We start from the raw sequence: 16,649 nt of genomic DNA on the forward strand, positions 1-16,649 counted from the left end.
CACTCCTAAGAGCTTACAAATCATTTATTCTTTAGTCAAATGAATCTCACGATCAAATAACTGACGCATCCCTTCATTAAAGTTATGCGCAATAAAGACAATCGTTGTCTTGCTCTTAACCAATTTTTGCAAAATATTCATCGTCGCCTTTTGGTCAATTGCACTCGTACCCTCATCAATTAAAATGATGTCACTATCATGAATCTTGGCTCTGGCTAAAACAATCTTTTGTCTTTGTCCACCAGATATGCTCAAATCATCAAGATTCAGTCGCTCGTCTGCACCATCTTTAAATTTTGGCAAGTCCTGACTGAAGTTTACTTCATCGACAACCTTTGACACTTGATCATTCAACTGGTTATTGAACATAGTAATATTTTCCTTAATTGTACCAGGGAATAAATTAGGGTCTTGAGGGATGCAACCTACTCGCGACATATCCGGATCAATAAGTTTTCCAGCTTTATTTAAAAATTCAATTTTGCCATGACTAGGTTTAAGGTTACCTAAAATTAATTTAAATAAAGTCGACTTGCCGGCACCAGAATCCCCCGTAAGCAAAATCTTTTCGCCTGGCTTAACGGTTATATCAGGAAAGCTAAGGCTTTCACCATTCGGAAACTTCAAAGCTAGATCCTTAGTTGAAAAAGCAACCGGTGCCTCCGTTTGTCCAGATTCTTCTGACTTAATAACCTTCGTATCTGCATCAACTTGATTCATCAAGTCTTTGGAAGACTTCATGTAACTCAGAGCTTGGATATTTTGCTGCAACCCTATTGAAATATTTGCGGCAAAGTTTTGCACAGACATAATAGCACCAAAAATGATCAAGTTTTTAGTAACGAAGAACGCTGTCAGTGATAGCAAAATTAGCTGACTCAACATGTTACAGATACCATTTAGAATAATCATTTGCTGCTGAGCTGCGGTTTGTTTAACATGTGCCTGCTCAATTTTAGTCGACGCATGTTTATCTACCTCGAATAATTTAGCACCAGCAAAATATCTTCGTAATTCTTCCAAGCCTGAGAACCATTTTGCCAAAACGTCTAGATAGTATTTATTTTGGGCAGACACATTGTTCGTAGCTTGTTCCATCTTCTTTTGCACTATTTTCGGTACAAAGTAAGAAATAGCATCAACTACTAGACTAAGCAAAAAAATCGACCAATTGATCGTCAGTAATGCCACTAGTGCTGTCACAAACATTGACCCATAAAATAGAACGATTGGATACCAATCAAAATAATTATTGCGCACCATTTCCAAATCATTAGTCATCCGATTTTGAACAGCTGAAACTTTATGAGCTTGTCCATCCTTGAAGTAATGAGTGGTCAATTTATTACGCACCTTTTGATTGTATTCTTCTTCCTGCACCCGCATTACATATTGAATGTAGTAAATCATTCCTTGTGCAGCCAGATACAACACACCCATGAGGAGTGACGAAATAACAACCTTGAGCCAATTTTTATCCTTAATATAAGTCAACCAGTACATCTGCACATAGCCTGCCCCAATTGCAGCCACTCCTGAAACAACCGACAGGAAATTAATATAAATAAAGCGCAGATAATTAGTCTTGATAAATCCCTTAAAACTCATTCAGCTTCACCTTCATTCGTCAACTTAATCTGACGATCAAACATTGAGATTAATTCATTAGAATAGTTGTGTGCAATCATGATAACTGTGGACTTAGTCTTTAACAAGTTTTGCAATACCTTTTTAGTCCCTTCACTATCAATTGCGCTAGTTCCTTCATCAATGAATAACCAAGGCTTATGATGAATTAGTGCTCTTGCTAAAATTATCTTTTGCCGTTGTCCACCTGATAAATTTCCTTTATCTAGGTCAACTTGACTATTAAGTCCATCAGGCATTCTTTGCACATCATTTTTTAAATCTACTTTGTTTAATACATCAGGAACCTGCTTAGCTAACGAGTTGTCAAACATCGTGACGTTTTCATTAATCGTATCAGGGAATAAAGTATTATCTTGCGCAATATAGCCCAATTCATCACGATTAAGAGTTAAGCTATTGCCGTTTTTATCCAAGAAGTTAATCTCGCCTTGGGTTGGCTTAAGCTTACCTAAAACCAATTTAAATAAAGTTGATTTACCTGTTCCACTATCACCAGTGAGAAGAATTTTCTCACCTTGCTTAATGTCAAAATCAGGATAAGAAATTTGTTCGCCGTTCTTAAACTTCAGGGCTAAGTTTTTAACTTCTACCTTAGCTAACTTTTCTGTAACATGTTGATCTGATGCAATTTCTACTGGAGCTTGTAAGTTAGCAATTTCTTTATTCAAACCTTTCGTGGATTTAATTGAATTCCATTCGGTTACAAACAGTGAAACACCATTCATGACACTAGAACTAAATTGAATGGTAGTAATTACTGCACCAAAAACAATTTGGCCGTGAAAATATAAGTAAGCACATAAGATCATCAACATAATTTGACCAGCGATATTAACTACGAAAGTAATCATATCGGCAATGGCAATGGTTGCACCTTGATGAATCGCAGCCCTTTTGTATTGCTTTGCACTTTGATTAATTGAACTGCTAAAAATACCAAAACTGGCATATCTTCTTAATTCATCTAATCCGCTCATCCACTTAGCTAGAGTATCTAAGAACTTCTCGTTCTTTTTAGTAACAGTCACAGTAGCAGAAGAAGTCATCTTTTCGAAGGTCTTAGGCAAAAACAATGAAATGACAGTTAAAATCAAGGTCATTACTACTAAAAGCCAGTTAAATGAAAACAAGATGCCAATTGAGAATACAACTACTAATAAATACATGAAGCCATCTTTGATTGGTTTGAGATATTTATTAGTTAACTGATCAAGGTTGGCAACCATTTCATTTTGTACTTTCGCAGGCTGATCAATTTCGTTATTAAAAAAGTAGCGACTAATTTTGCCACGAATTTGATGTAAATAAGATTGAGTTTGCTTCCCGTATAAATAATCAGAGCCAGTTACCAGGGCTAGTCTTACAAGGTCGCATCCCCTCGATAAACTTAAAAATATAATAAAACTAACTAAATCCATTTTCTTCAAGTTATTAAAGGCTGGTGTCATCAAATATTGCGAACCTGAATCAAGAACCATGCCAATAACAACCATGAGAAAGATTAAAATGAATCGTCCTTTATTGCTGTTAAAGATTCCCTTAATGTTCATATACTCATCTCCAAGCAGATTAAAATATTAAATTAAATTAATTTTATTTATATTTAATATTAAACTACTTTTTTTAATATACAACCCATTTTTGTTTAGTGGTCAAAAAATTATATTAAGTGGTCGTTTATTCTGAGCATTAAAAAGAAGCTAGCTTTTGACTAGCTTCCTTATCTTATATATCTTATTTTTTCAAAGCTGTAGTTTGTGCTTTTTCTAGAATGTTATTAGATGGTATAGCCAAAATGTAGAACTGATCACCCAATCCAGATACTGCATAACCCAGAAGTAATTTGTTTTTCTGTTCCATTTGTCTGTTCCTTAACCAAACTTGTAGATTTTGTCAGATATTTTAAAACTGAATTACTTCGAGGCAATTATAACATCAACTTTCTGTAAAAAGATCATCATTCACGACATGACTAATATAAAATCTTTTTAGTTATCAGTATAAAGATAAAGTTCCGTTTTTCTTTACATATCTATCTGTTAAGTTAAAAACAAGAAGTCCAATTAGTAACCATAAAACTGCATTAAACAATGAACCACCCAAATAAAAAGCGGTATTATACGCTCTATTGTTAATAGCTAGTCTCATCCAGCTAACCATTGGACAAATTGGTAAAAGACAAGAAAGATACTTAGTGATGCCATTATAATTTTCAAAATTAATTAACAAGACACCTAAATAAATATACTGAAAAATTATTAATGTACTTCCTATTCTTTTAAAGCGTAGGACTAAACTAACTATTAGATATCCTAATCCTACAGTTACAACAAGTGATAATAAAAATGGAATAACCATCACTGCCGGAAATTTTATCCAATGATTAGTAAAAAACATAACTAATATCAAAATCAAAATTGCTTGTACAAATGACATAAGCATATTGACAATACTTTTGTTTAAAAATAGCCTTTTAGTTGAAATTGGCATTAGATATTGTTGCTCTAAAATACCACTTTTCGCATTATTCATTACGGTGGTTCCCATCTGACTAGTAGTATTTTGAATCAGACTCCATAAAACATAGCCAACTACTAATGCATTTAATGACTTACCTAGTACACCTCCACCTACAAGGCTTCCTCCCCAAAAAATAGCCATAAACATTAGAATCAATAAGAAGAAGTCAGAAATGTAATTAAAAGCGTATCTTTTATATAAATAAAACTGTCGCCAAAGTTCTGCTTTAAAACTAGTCATTATTCTTTCCTCCTTACATAATACTTAAATATCTCATCTAAGCCTCTGGTTACGTTTTTTACTTTAACCACAGGTAATTCACTCAAGATTTTAAGCATCTCAGATAATTTCGTTTTTTCTCCATTGCTGATGCGATATACTTTATTCGTTTCTTCCAAATCTTCACAATGAGTTAGTAACTTCTCTGTTTCCTTAGCAGTAAGAGTTCTAGAAAAAGAAACTTCAAAAACAGTTCTCTTATTTAATCTTTCCAAACTATCTTTTACGTTATCTGAAAAGACAAGTTTTCCCTGCTTAATTAGCAATATTTTGTTAGCTACTTCCTGTGCAAAGTCCAGTTGATGAGTCGTAATCAAAATTCCTACTCCGCTTTTAGATAATACTCTTAAGCTTTTAATCATCGTTTGTGTCGCATTAATGTCCAAGCCTAAAGTTGGTTCATCTAAAATTAAAAGTTTTGGTTTTGCAATCATAGCACAACAGATCCCAACAATTTGTTGCATACCGCGACTTAACATAGTAATCGAGGTATGCTTTTTATCTAGTAAGTCAAAGGTCTTTAGTAAGTCTTCCCCTCTTTTTTTGGCTTCTTCTCTGGTAAGTCCACGCTGACCACCCCAATAAACAAAATTTTCCATTGGAGATAAAGCCCAAAACATGTTTCTAGATCCTTCCAGTAAAACTCCCGTATTTTTTAGAAGAAGCAAATTATTACGAGTAACATCTTTTCCGTCAAAAAATACGCTTCCGTCATCAGGACTTACTAGATTAAAAATCATTTTTAAGGTTGTCGTTTTTCCCGCACCATTCGGTCCAAGAAAAGCAACAATATCACCAGCATCTAATTCAAAAGAAACATCGCAAACGGCTTTTTTATTTGTTTTTCGATATGTTTTTGAAATATAGTTTACGGACAATAAATTCATAATTTACCTCCTCCTTGCAACTCCCAAGTAATACTTTTTATCTAAGACTTTATTTAAATAATACGCTGCTTTTTTCATTTATCAATCATTTTTATGGATTTTATTTAATTATTTTTATATAAGTGAGATCAAGACTTTATCTTGTTACCCATATATTATTGATATTAATTAGGCAGAAGTAGATACTCTGATTAAAAATTAATGGCTTTATAATTTTAATATCTTTTTAAATAGCTTCTTAAATACTTTTGCAAATTGGGGGGAAGATATTCTCTAGCTCTTACTAAACCATCTCTTTTGCTATACTATGCATTCTCAAAATGTTGGATCAAAAATTGACAAATTCATGGTCTGATCCTTTCATTCTCAACAACTATTCGATAATTTAGACATAGTAAAAGCCGTAAAAGTTGCTAACTTTTACGGCTCACTACATTTTACAGCGGTCTATTTTTTATCAATTATTTTTCCTATGCTTGCGACTTTATACAATGATGACAATACCCCAAGCAATCATTACTATGGTATAAATTATCATGAATACTTTTCCGGCAACAGCATTAGTATGCCAGAAGAACATTAATAATGCCCAAATTAAGAATGCTACGGCCCAAACAATTCTATAGAGTCTTGATTTTTCTCTCATTTTAACTTACGCTCCCTGCTATGTACTTCTTTGTTTTCTATCTTTAATTTACCCCCCATGTAAGCATTTACAAATGATACGTACTTTTAAGTTGTATTTCTCTTAAGGGGGGGTAAACTTAAAGTGACAAAGGATTTAACTAGTGTTGAAAGTGTGCATATCATGAAAGACGCTGTCAATGAAATAAATATTATTTCCCCTAGTTTTTTACCTGCCCAAAAGCAAACGATAGGAAACAAGCCACATGTCTTAAGTTTAATTTTCGGAACTATTTTTGTTGTTCTTTTAGCATTATTTGTAACTGGATTTGGCTATCAGCCATGGTGGATTTTCGCCATTGTCTTACTTTTAGGACTTGGCATTACATTTCCAGCATGTTTTAGTCAGTATTGGTCAATTGATCAAAAACAATTAACGATTACTTCATACAGCAATAACGACTTTAAGAAGTTAGCCCAATTATTTAATCTGACCAGTAAAGATCAAACCATAATTAATCTCGCTAATATCCAAGAAGCCTCTATTGTTTACCGTAAAATCATCCGTCTTAGTCCTTTTAATTTTAATCCGGATCACTTATTGTTAGGAATCACCACTCAAGATGGTAAGAAAATTGATCTAGATTTAGGCAATATTGATTATCAAGGACTGGCAACAATTGTGTTTTATCTTAGTGAAGCCGGATCAAAAGTCATTGATCAACAAGAAATTCTTCGATTGCTGTCCGAGAATCAAAATCTATTTAAACATTTTCATAAGAAATGGGCATATAAATAATACATGCGAAAAGGCTACCCCATCGAGGTAACCTTATTTTTATTTTTCAGCAATATAATCCTCTAAATCTCCAAGCTTATCTATTTTAAAGGTAAAGGCATCCATCCCGACTTCTTGGGCCGCCCGAGTATTAGCAGACAGATCATCAATAAATAAACATTCTTCGGGCTTTAAGAAATAACGGCTGAGCAATACTTGATAAATTCTTGGATCGGGTTTCACCAATTTTTCTTGTGCAGAAAATACATAGCCGTCAAAATAATCACCCATTTCAGAATCCTTAACGAAATTAGCAAATCGCATCCCCGTATTAGACAAACCATAAATATGGTAGCCATCTTTACGCAAATCTGAAATATAATGAAAAACAGGTTCATAGAAATCTACATTCCCTGGCCAGGTGGTCATGATTTGCTTAACTTTATGCTGTAATTTCTGTGGCACACGACTAAGAAATATCTCTGTTGCCTCGTCCTCGGTAATTTTTCCAGCATCAATCTCCAGCCACTCTTTTGATTGAAAAATATTCTTTAATAATAATTGATGTTCTTCTGGCGTTAATTGATAATGATTCAAAATCTCATTAGGATCATAATTCATAATCACATTGCCAAAATCAAAAATTATATTTTTAAGCATGTTTGTCTCTTTTCCTTAATTACTTTATGACTCGATTTGTGTGAACACATTACTATGATCATTATAATCAAAGCAACATATTTAAACTACTTTCATTGATTTGCTATACTAAATTTAGTCTATTAATTTCCAGAAAAGGTGAATCAAATGAAAGTTACATTTAAAGGTAAAGATTGTCGATTACTTGCAGATCCAGTTAAAGTCGGTGAAAAAATGCCCGACTTTGCTGTGATCAATAAAGATAAAAAAGATATTACAACCACAGATTTGCTAGGTAAGCCAACCTTAATTAGTGTTGTACCTAACATCAACACTCCTGTCTGCAGCGTTCAAACCAAGAAGTTTAACCAAGATGTTGACCAATTCGACAACGTGAACTTTTTGACTATTTCAACTAATACCGTTGAAGATCAACAAAAATGGTGCGCAGCTGAAGGCGTTAAAAAGATGCAATTGGTAGCTGACAACAAGCGCGAATTTGGCAAAGCTACTGGTTTATTAATTTCAGATTTAGATATTCTTGCTCGTAGCGTTTTTGTTCTTGATCAAGATGGTAAGATCGTCTATCGCGAAATTGTTGACGAGATTACTAACGAACCAAATTATGAACAAGCATTAGCTGAGCTTAAAAAGTTAAATTAATTTGAGAATTCAAAAAGTCTAGGTTAGATCATCGCGTCTAATCTAGACTTTTTCTCTATCTAAAGAGCAAATACCATATTGCATTAAAAGCCATACCACCTAATGCCCACATTGCACAAGTTCGTGCTCTTCTCTTGTCATGCCTTTTAAAAAGAAACCAAAGTGCCATAATGAAGCCGATAATTGGAAAAAGAAAAGTCCAGAATGAATCCCAATTTTCCGCTTCATTATTGGGTTTGGATTCAGGAAATTTAAGATTACGGAAACGATCAAAAAGATAAACAATAAAGCCTGCTCCAATTAAAGCTATGATAATAATCAACCATTCACGCATTTTCTTCACTCAATTCTTTCTAACTTAATAAGATTATTATACAGTACTTTCATAATGAAGTTGAACAGTTGACTCTAAAGCCTTATTATCTAACCGTATTATCACCAGACAACGTACTCATTTTCAAGTGACTACCGTTTATTTCTTTACCAATCTGTGCATGTGTATTTTGACCGCCAAAAATAGAATTATCACCACTCACAGTACTTAAATCACATTGATCAACTTCCGTATTCTCTACCACGTTATCACCTGAAGTTGTCGCTACAGTTAGATTATCTGAAATGTTGCTATCTTCCATCTTAAAATCGCCACTGATTAAATCAATTTTGCCTGTTGAAACTCCAACATCGCGCAATTTTACATCACCAGATGTAACTTCAATTTTTAGTTTTTGCACTTGAACCGTTTCAATCTTTAAATCTCCACTAGCAGAACTATATTTTAAGTCATTCAAAAGCAAATCTTGCATTTTCGCGTCCCCACTAGTCAAATCAACATCCAATTGATTCAGCTTATGATCTTTAGGAATAACTACCGTAACTTTGCCAATATCATCAGTAGTTACTAATTCAACTTTAATAAGCTTTTTTTGCCAAATTTTACCATTTCTACGCTCAACCTTAGGTTCCTTTAGTTCAATTGCATCTCCTGTTTGAGTAACAGATGGCTTCTTATCTTCTGCACCACGGTAACGAATTTCAAAATGATCGCCAGAAACAACTGCTAAATCAAGATCAGTAAGTTTTACATGTAATTGCGTAAAAGCAGCATTGGTCAAAACCGTATTAACATTTTTAACCTCATCTTTTTTATTCTTATCGAAAAGCATAATTTCAACCTCCATTAATTTAGTGTTTTATCTTTATTTGTTTTTAATCTTACACTCACTATTTTAATTTTTAATCTAATTTTACTAAGTGGTAAAAAGCAAACTCAAATGCAAAAAAAGAATGCCAACATTCCTTGTACATCGTTTATGAAATTCGACATTCTTCTTATTATTGATTGAACTTTTTAGCTAATTGCTCTAATGGAGATAACTCTTGCTTTGCTTTTCCTTCAAACTGTTCATGAAACCAATCTGAAGTCAGTGCTTGTTTAATATTTATTTGATCTATTTTGCTTAAGTTATATTTTTCGATCAGATTACTCAGCTTACTATTTGAAATATAGCAATATTTCTTAAGTGCAGCATTCTGTTCTGTTGCCGTTAGTTTTTTCCAAAATTGAACTAGATCATTTGCTAAACGAGTATTGCTTTTTATAATCTCCAATCCAGTCTCCTGTTGGCGTAAATGTCTTTCTTCTAACTCTTGCTTTTGTTTCTCCAAATCAGCCTTTTCAGTCTGATAATCTAGTTCATCATACTTAATTGAACTTTCAAAATCATTGCCTTGATGACACTTAATCGGTAAAGGATTATCCTGTTCTTTCTGCCACTTAGCAAAGGCGTCCATGAAATATGGCACTAACGGCCTGCCCATATTATGATAAAATTTATAGTTCAGATTCATGATCATTCCAATCAAGGATTGATGATCTTCAGGAAGAGGCAAAGTAGTACTATCAGTTATAAGCTTGATCTTAGTTGGATAAGTTAATTCATAATCCTTTTTATCTTTATTGATAAAACCCTTGCTATATTCGGAAACTCGCCCATTAAATTGCAAACGATCTCCCTCTTTTAAAAGACCTAATTGTGCAAAACCTTTAGTAAGATTAAGCCATAAATGATCAGTAATCATCTTAGGATGTTCCGGATCATCGACAATTTCTACATTACGGACAACCATAGTTGGACTATACAAATCTCCGCGGCTCATATCATGATAGCGTTTATAACCATATTTGCCAAAGTTGGCTTGAAATGTGTGACGTTCTTTAGAACCCAACTCGCCTAATATTTTGCGCATAAAATTTCCCACTTTCTAATAATATATCTTAAATTATAGCAAAAACATGCAAAACAAAAGCGTCTGTTTGATATGAACCTCAAATTTGGGGTTCATATCAGTTCGTTAGCAACACAGACGCTTTTTCATGAATGTTAATACTTAATTGGTTCATATGGCTGGTTAATCGCATCAGCTTTAAGATTTTCAGATTCTTCTAAGTCTTCATCATCTTTCAAGTAATCTTCCTCGGTATCAATTTGAGCCGGAATCTCTTGATCATTCAAATCTTCATCACCATATTTTTTATCCATCATTTTTTTGGCAATAGCAGCTAACCCCACAGCAAGTGTGCTTAAACTTAAGCCAATTACTAATTTTTTCATAAAGTCACCTCTTTCCTTAAATCGCTTACATAAGTTAATTATAAGATTTTTATTGTTAAAAGAGCAACTAAATCCTTATTATTTATAATTTTAGTATTTTTAATTTTTATCTTAGTAAATTTATTTAGTAAATTATTTATTAATTATTACTGATTCTAGTGTTGATTTTTACTAGTGAGCAGTGTAATATACCGTGTACAAACTTATCGTTAAATAGCTTTGATAAATTTGTTTTCTAATTAACTGTTATTGGATTTTTGACGAAAGGAGAATTTTTATGAATATGTCAAAGTCCAAATTGTTGTCCTTGATGTTAGTTGGTTCAGCTTCAATGGCTATGGCCGCTTGTGGCAAAAAAGATAATAAACCAACCGTATCTCCTAAGCAATTCAAGCAGTCGCTTCCTAAAAAAGCCATTAAACCAGGTGGAACATTGACTTACGCTTTAGAAAACGATTCGCCATTTACTGGTATTTTTTCAATGGAACTTGCTGACACAAGTCCTGACGTAGAAGCAATGTAACCAGGTAATGAAAGTTTATTTGCAAGTGACGATCACTATAGAATCACAGACAAAGGTGCCGCTACTCTAAAACTAAATCACAAATTGAAAACCGCAGAGATCACTGTGAAGAAAAAAGTGCGTTGGTCAGATGGACATCCAGTTACTGCCAAAGATCTTGAATATTCTTATGAAATTATCGCCAACCCTAAAGTTAAAACGAGCCGCTATGTTTCTTCATTAGAAAACATAAAAGGAATCGCAGCTTATCATGCAGGCAAAGCTAAAAATATCTCCGGCATCGAAATGCCTGATGGTCCGAATGGTAGAAGAATTATTCTTCATTTCTTCGAATTAAGACCCGCTATGTTAAGCGCGGGGAACGTGTTCTTTTGGGATTATGCAGCTCCTTATCACTATTTAAAAAATATACCATTTGATAAATTAGTTTCGAGTCCACAAATACGCAAACATCCGCTATTCTTTGGCCCTTATAAAATGGACAGTACTGTTCAAGGACAAGCCACAACCTGGTCACGCAACCCATACTATTGGCAAGGCAAACCCAATTTTGAGCATATTCAAATGTCGACAATCTCTACTTCTAGTGCTTCACAAGCAATTAAAAGCCGCAAGTTTGACGTTGCTAATGTCATCAATATGCAATATGCACAAGTAAAAAATACTAAGGGTATTAACATCATAGGCAATAAATCAACACTTTATAGTTACCTGTCTTTTAAAGTTGGTAAGTGGAATGAAAATACCGGAAAAAATGAACAATATAAGCATGCCAAAATGGATAATCCAGCTTTGAGAAAAGCCATGGCTTATGGTATGAATGTTGATCAGGTAGATCAGCGTATTTTCCACAGTTTACGCTACAGGGTCAATTCCTTAATTCCTGCTCAGTTTGGTGCCTATCATGACAAAAATATTCCCGCTTATTCATATAACCCAGCTAAAGCAAATAAATTGCTAGATCAAGCAGGCTATAAAAAAGATAAGAAAACTGGTTATCGCCTGCAACCAAACGGCAAAAAATTAACAATTAATCTTGCAGTCCCTGCTTCTAGTAGCAGCGCAGCATCTTTATGGACTAACTATATTCAACAATGGAAAAAATTAGGACTCAAAGTAAGATTCTACACGGGCCGACCTATGGAATTTAACAATTGGGTTAATGCTGTTAAAGCGAGTGATCCTGGCATCGACGTCTTATCTAATGCTTGGGAGCCTACAGGTGATCCCTCGCCTACAGTTTTATATGGCAAAAAAATGCCTTATAATGCTGGTCGGTTTGTATCACCTACTAACAACAAATTGCTAAGTGAAATTGATTCCAAAAAGTCATTCGATACTAATTATCGCATCCAAAAAATGCATGAATGGCAAAGATGGATGTACGACAAAGCTTATGTTGTGCTACTTTCTGGAACATATTCTTTAGTCGCGCTTGATTCTAAATTAATCGGTTGGTCATTAAAGCCTTCAGCTAATGTTTGGTTCGAAGCAGGCTTTAGCAAGAAATAAATAAATATCGGCACTAAGTGTATAATTTTTTGCGGTAAGCTGAATAATTAATTAAAAAAGCTCAAGTCCTTTGAATTTGGACTTGAGCTCAAACAAAAAGACCAGTAGTCTGATGTTAAGAACAAAAAACACATTAGAAGCTGGTCTTTTATGGAATCTATTATAACTGATATCGTGAAAATTATTAAGTCTGAAAATAATGTTATTGCTCGTGAAAAGGCATTAATGTGCTACTTCTTTGATTTGATTAGAGAATTAATGAAATTAGCACTAGAAGAAGTTGATGCCGGCTTAGTTGAAGAAACTAAAAAGCAAGGCTATCAGATTGAAAAGAAAAATAAGCGCTCAGTTGTGACTGCCTTTGGTGAGATTAGCTATTGGCGCAGAAGATATGCTTGTTCAGGCAAGAAGGCCCAATACCCACTGGATAAGCTGATGGGCTATGACAAATATAAGCGTTACAGTGTTTTGGCAGTGAAGGATATTTTGCAGGTTAGCGCCGTGGCAACTTACCGCAATACTGCTTTAGCTGTTAATACCCTTTCTTGTTTTAAGATTAGTCACAGCCAAGTTGGCAAGCTGATTGTGCAAGCAGGCAAACAGATTAAAGTACAGCAGCAGTCTGAGGAAAGATACGATGGTATTACTCAAAAGAAAAAGGTGCCAGTGCTTTATCTTGAAGGCGATGGCGTTGTGATTAAAGGCACCAAGAAGCGACTGGAATTTCATCGCTATCAAGTCTGCGAGGATATTATTAATTTAAGCAATACTTTAATCATCAGTAATGCCGATGGCGGTGCTGGTTATGCCAAGAAAGATTTTGCTGAAATAGTTGGCTATTGCCGGCAGCACGAACCCTTCTTGGATGTCTTTCACTTGAATAAAAAGATCAAGGACCGTTTAGGCTTTATGCCGGCTATGCCAAGCAAATTGATCAGTGCAGTTGAGTTCAAGTATGATCGCCACTTGACTGACGTGATTTTAGACACGATTGAAAGCAAACTGATTGATGAGCTAAATACGCCAGAAAATCATGAGAATTTAAGGCGCCTGCGCAGCTATCTTCATCGTCGCTGGGTGGATATTAAGCCATTCAAAATGCGTCATTTGTCCGTAATTAAAGCAATTGGTTGCTGTGAAAGCAATCACCGCAAGTATACTTATCGCGTCAAAGGGCAAGGAAAATACTGGTCAGAAGATGGTGCCGAAGGAATTTTGCGTGTGCTGACTTGATTAAAAACAAAGAGCTGGAATACTGGCTTAGCAGTGAGTTTGCAGGTGGACAGCTCGATATTGGTGATCAAAAAGACCTGAAAGGTGCAGTTCGTGCCAGCCTAAGAAAGACGCATGAAGCTCATCTGGGCATTCATCACGGCGCCATTGAAAGCTTAACAGCAGGACATAGCTATTTAAACGATTTTAGCAGAAAAATAAATCAAATAAATATTTAAGAAATTAAGGTCAGACTAATGGTTAATAGCCTACCGCAAAAATATTGACACTTACACACTTACATAAAGATTTTGCAATTGGAAAAGAATATGATATATTAATAATTAAAATAAAAGAAATGAGACTTCTAATCTCTTTTTTGCACTGTTGACCAAATTGTGGGTAGTTAATTTGGTCTCAGTGCTTTTTTTGTGATTCTAATCCAACAAAGAATGTTATAGTAGACGTTGTAGAAAAGAGGATATTTTTAATGATCGACATATACAATGAAAAACTAGAGCCATATGCAGACGGAGAACGCAGAATTTTTACTGCTACGTTTTTACGTCCTGATGATCGTCAAGGAATTTTTCAAGATCTAACCGTTAACAATGAAGAAAACGTAGTAGTTAAGCAAATTGCATTACGGATGACTAAGGCCTTCAAGCAATTAAATCTTGAAAAGGGCGATGTAATTCAATTTGAAGCTATTGTTAAAAAGAATAAACGCGGTGAATTCACCGTTGAACGTCCAACTCATGCCGAAAAGATTAGTTCAGCTGAAACAGAAGAAGATACAGGTGTTCACACTGTAGGTGATGACTGGGATTGGTTTGAAAAGTAAAATAAGACAAAATAAAACGAGGTTTGGACCCCTAAATGGGTTTGAACCTCGTTTTTTCTACTCGTAAATAATTACCGGCTCATTTTTCTTAATGTTATTCCAAATGCGCCTAATCTCACTAGGCTTTACATTTACGCAGCCATGCGAGCCACCTTTTAAGTATGCCTTCTTACCCCAGTCCGTTCGCCAACTAGCATCATGAAAGCCGCATCCACTTAATGTAAATGGCATCCAATACTTCACTGGAGAAGCATAGCTGGAGCCATCGTCATTAGTACCCCGTAAAGTGCTTGGTGATTCCTTATAATGAATATACCACACGCCACGAGGAGTTTGGTCGCCTTTGCTACCTTCCATTGTTCCAGTAACCACATCTTTAAGATGAACAGCTAGTTTGCCATTTTTGATTAGCCATACTTCCTGTTTTTTTAGAGAAACAACTGCATATGTATTGCCAATTTCGTGATTGCTATATCCATAGCCATGAGCATAGGTACTATAACCTAAACCGTATATTGCCTTAGAACCATCAAGCGTCTGCTGATTCTTGGTAAAAGCCGCAATAATTAAACGTCGAGCTTTTTTTACATAAACGCCCCAACCCCAAGTTTTATTCTTAACGGTAATAGTCTTTCCTTTTATTTTATTACCAACCGGCACCTTAAATTGGTAACTTTGATGTAGCGTTGAAACAGCTTTGTCAATTTGATTAAGCTTGGCAGTCAACTTTGAGCTATCACCAACTTGATATTTTCCATTTCGATAAGTGACATCATTTAACAAATTTTTAGCTTTTAAACTATAGTTTTTGCCATTAAGTTTATAAGTCAATGTTGCTTTCTTAAGTGCAGTTAGTTTCTTCTGTGCAACACTTAAATCTCTAGTAGTATATTGATACGTTCGATCATTAGCCACAGTGGTCTGCTGCTTTTTAAAGAATGACTGCATTTCCGCCTCATCAATTGGTTTAATTGTCGTATTGTAATGATATACTAACTGACCATCCTTTAATTGAACTAGATTCTTTGCCTTTTTATTAACCTTGTCAGTTGCTTCTTTCACTGTCAATTTACCTACCTGAACGCCATTAATCTTAACATTCGGATTAAAGTGAGTCTTATTAAACTGAACGGCAGCTGCATGATTGGCTACATTCCGATTATGAATGCCCAAGCCCACGACCATTCCAACAATGATCAGTAAGCCAATTATCAACAAAATAATATTATTTCGCCTATTCTTTTTCTTTAGGTCTTCGTTCATGTATCCTACCTTTTATTTTTATCAGCGAATTCTAATATACTTTACTAATTAAGTGTAAAACTTATTGCTCTCATTTGCATTTTATTTTGCTTTTTTGAGAATAATTCTAGTCGCATCTTTAAAGGCAAAATATAAAATTGGCGTACAAATAGCAGTCGAAATAGAATTAATAACTGTAGCCGGCAAGCTTACAAACGCCCCAATATAAGCAACTTTTAAACTAGTGCCAACCATTAATGCCTCTACGATTGAAACGCAATAAGTGGTAAAAATCTTTGTAATACCAGCAATTATACCCAAAATAATAATATTTCTCTTACTATCGCGATAATGCATCCCTTTATATACAAGCGTTAAAATCGAAGCTACTACTACCACTTCTATCATAGTCAGCCAAGATGTTGCAGCATAACCATTAAGCAGATCAAAACCGCCCAAGCCAATAATACCGGCGATCATCCCATTCCGATAACCTAAATAAAGGATTGCTACCGCAGTTAAAGTATTGCCAAAATGAATAAACGGACGCCCAACCATTGCTGGAACAGGAATGCGCAGTATCCAGATACCAATATAGATAATTGCAGCAAATAATCCGGTTAATACTAGTGCTTGTAATGAATTCCGTTCTTTTTCCATC

The 16,649-nt window shown here is 34.6% G+C and carries 15 protein-coding genes and 2 pseudogenes; 5 read left to right on the plus strand and 12 right to left on the minus strand.

Annotated features, from left to right (window positions below; genetic code table 11):
• Positions 1-24 precede the first annotated feature (24 nt).
• From ICI50_RS05550 to ICI50_RS05570, 5 genes are all read right to left on the minus strand, one after another.
• Positions 25-1,608: an ATP-binding cassette domain-containing protein gene (locus ICI50_RS05550; RefSeq protein ID WP_013854138.1), complete on the minus strand. Its 1,584-nt coding sequence runs from the start codon at positions 1,606-1,608 to the stop codon at positions 25-27.
• Positions 1,605-3,200 carry an ATP-binding cassette domain-containing protein gene (locus tag ICI50_RS05555; protein WP_188891298.1) on the minus strand — a complete coding sequence of 532 codons (1,596 nt, stop codon included), beginning with the start codon at positions 3,198-3,200 and terminating at the stop codon, positions 1,605-1,607. The genes ICI50_RS05550 and ICI50_RS05555 overlap by 4 nt, the downstream gene beginning before the upstream one ends.
• 445 nt (positions 3,201-3,645) lie before the next feature.
• A complete protein-coding gene (locus tag ICI50_RS05560; RefSeq protein WP_188891300.1) occupies positions 3,646-4,410 on the minus strand; it encodes an ABC transporter permease in 765 nt (254 codons plus the stop codon).
• The gene (locus ICI50_RS05565) at positions 4,410-5,336 is read right to left on the minus strand and encodes an ABC transporter ATP-binding protein (RefSeq protein ID WP_188891302.1); all 927 of its coding nucleotides are present in this window, start codon (positions 5,334-5,336) and stop codon (positions 4,410-4,412) included. The genes ICI50_RS05560 and ICI50_RS05565 overlap by 1 nt, the downstream gene beginning before the upstream one ends.
• 484 nt (positions 5,337-5,820) lie before the next feature.
• Positions 5,821-5,982 (minus strand): hypothetical protein, encoded by a 162-nt coding sequence (locus ICI50_RS05570; protein ID WP_188891304.1) that lies wholly within the window; start codon positions 5,980-5,982, stop codon positions 5,821-5,823.
• 123 nt (positions 5,983-6,105) lie between these two features.
• On the opposite strand from ICI50_RS05570, the gene ICI50_RS05575 reads away from it, so the two are divergent.
• Positions 6,106-6,759 carry an XRE family transcriptional regulator gene (locus ICI50_RS05575; protein WP_082599080.1) on the plus strand — a complete coding sequence of 218 codons (654 nt, stop codon included), beginning with the start codon at positions 6,106-6,108 and terminating at the stop codon, positions 6,757-6,759.
• A gap of 39 nt (positions 6,760-6,798) precedes the next feature.
• Here ICI50_RS05575 and ICI50_RS05580 read toward each other — a convergent pair whose 3' ends face one another.
• Entirely contained in the window at positions 6,799-7,398 is a 600-nt protein-coding gene (locus ICI50_RS05580) for an HAD family hydrolase (protein WP_013854145.1), read from the minus strand.
• A 147-nt stretch (positions 7,399-7,545) separates the two neighbouring features.
• Between ICI50_RS05580 and tpx the strand changes: the two genes are divergently transcribed.
• Entirely contained in the window at positions 7,546-8,040 is a 495-nt protein-coding gene (gene tpx, locus ICI50_RS05585) for a thiol peroxidase (RefSeq protein WP_054640423.1), read from the plus strand.
• Positions 8,041-8,095: 55 nt separating this feature from the next.
• Here tpx and ICI50_RS05590 read toward each other — a convergent pair whose 3' ends face one another.
• The 4 genes from ICI50_RS05590 to ICI50_RS05605 all read right to left on the minus strand — a co-directional run bounded on the left by ICI50_RS05590 (position 8,096) and on the right by ICI50_RS05605 (position 10,655).
• Positions 8,096-8,374 (minus strand): hypothetical protein, encoded by a 279-nt coding sequence (locus ICI50_RS05590; RefSeq protein ID WP_025084190.1) that lies wholly within the window; start codon positions 8,372-8,374, stop codon positions 8,096-8,098.
• Positions 8,375-8,459: 85 nt separating this feature from the next.
• Positions 8,460-9,206 carry a DUF4097 family beta strand repeat-containing protein gene (locus tag ICI50_RS05595; RefSeq protein ID WP_013854148.1) on the minus strand — a complete coding sequence of 249 codons (747 nt, stop codon included), beginning with the start codon at positions 9,204-9,206 and terminating at the stop codon, positions 8,460-8,462.
• Positions 9,207-9,375: 169 nt separating this feature from the next.
• Positions 9,376-10,290, minus strand: coding sequence for a hypothetical protein (locus ICI50_RS05600; protein ID WP_013854149.1), 915 nt, complete (start codon positions 10,288-10,290; stop codon positions 9,376-9,378).
• Between the two features lie 134 nt (positions 10,291-10,424).
• On the minus strand, positions 10,425-10,655 hold the full coding sequence (locus ICI50_RS05605; RefSeq protein ID WP_013854150.1) for a hypothetical protein: 231 nt from the start codon (positions 10,653-10,655) through the stop codon (positions 10,425-10,427).
• Positions 10,656-10,938: 283 nt separating this feature from the next.
• Here ICI50_RS05605 and ICI50_RS05610 point away from each other — a divergent pair.
• The 3 genes and pseudogenes from ICI50_RS05610 (at position 10,939) to ICI50_RS05620 (ending at position 14,746) form a co-directional block, all read left to right on the plus strand.
• Positions 10,939-12,690, plus strand: a pseudogene (locus tag ICI50_RS05610) (oligopeptide ABC transporter substrate-binding protein).
• 150 nt (positions 12,691-12,840) lie between these two features.
• Positions 12,841-14,141 (plus strand): annotated as a pseudogene (locus ICI50_RS05615) (UPF0236 family transposase-like protein).
• A 251-nt stretch (positions 14,142-14,392) separates the two neighbouring features.
• Positions 14,393-14,746 carry a hypothetical protein gene (locus tag ICI50_RS05620; RefSeq protein ID WP_013854154.1) on the plus strand — a complete coding sequence of 118 codons (354 nt, stop codon included), beginning with the start codon at positions 14,393-14,395 and terminating at the stop codon, positions 14,744-14,746.
• Positions 14,747-14,803: 57 nt separating this feature from the next.
• On the opposite strand, the gene ICI50_RS05625 is transcribed toward ICI50_RS05620, so the two are convergent.
• Positions 14,804-16,009, minus strand: a complete 1,206-nt coding sequence (locus tag ICI50_RS05625; RefSeq protein WP_188891306.1) for a L,D-transpeptidase family protein — start codon at positions 16,007-16,009, stop codon at positions 14,804-14,806.
• An 81-nt stretch (positions 16,010-16,090) separates the two neighbouring features.
• Positions 16,091-16,648, minus strand: a complete 558-nt coding sequence (locus ICI50_RS05630) for an ECF transporter S component (protein WP_013854156.1) — start codon at positions 16,646-16,648, stop codon at positions 16,091-16,093.
• Between the last annotated feature and the right edge of the window lies 1 nt (position 16,649).

Source organism: Lactobacillus kefiranofaciens (assembly GCF_014656585.1).
Classification (GTDB): domain Bacteria; phylum Bacillota; class Bacilli; order Lactobacillales; family Lactobacillaceae; genus Lactobacillus; species Lactobacillus kefiranofaciens.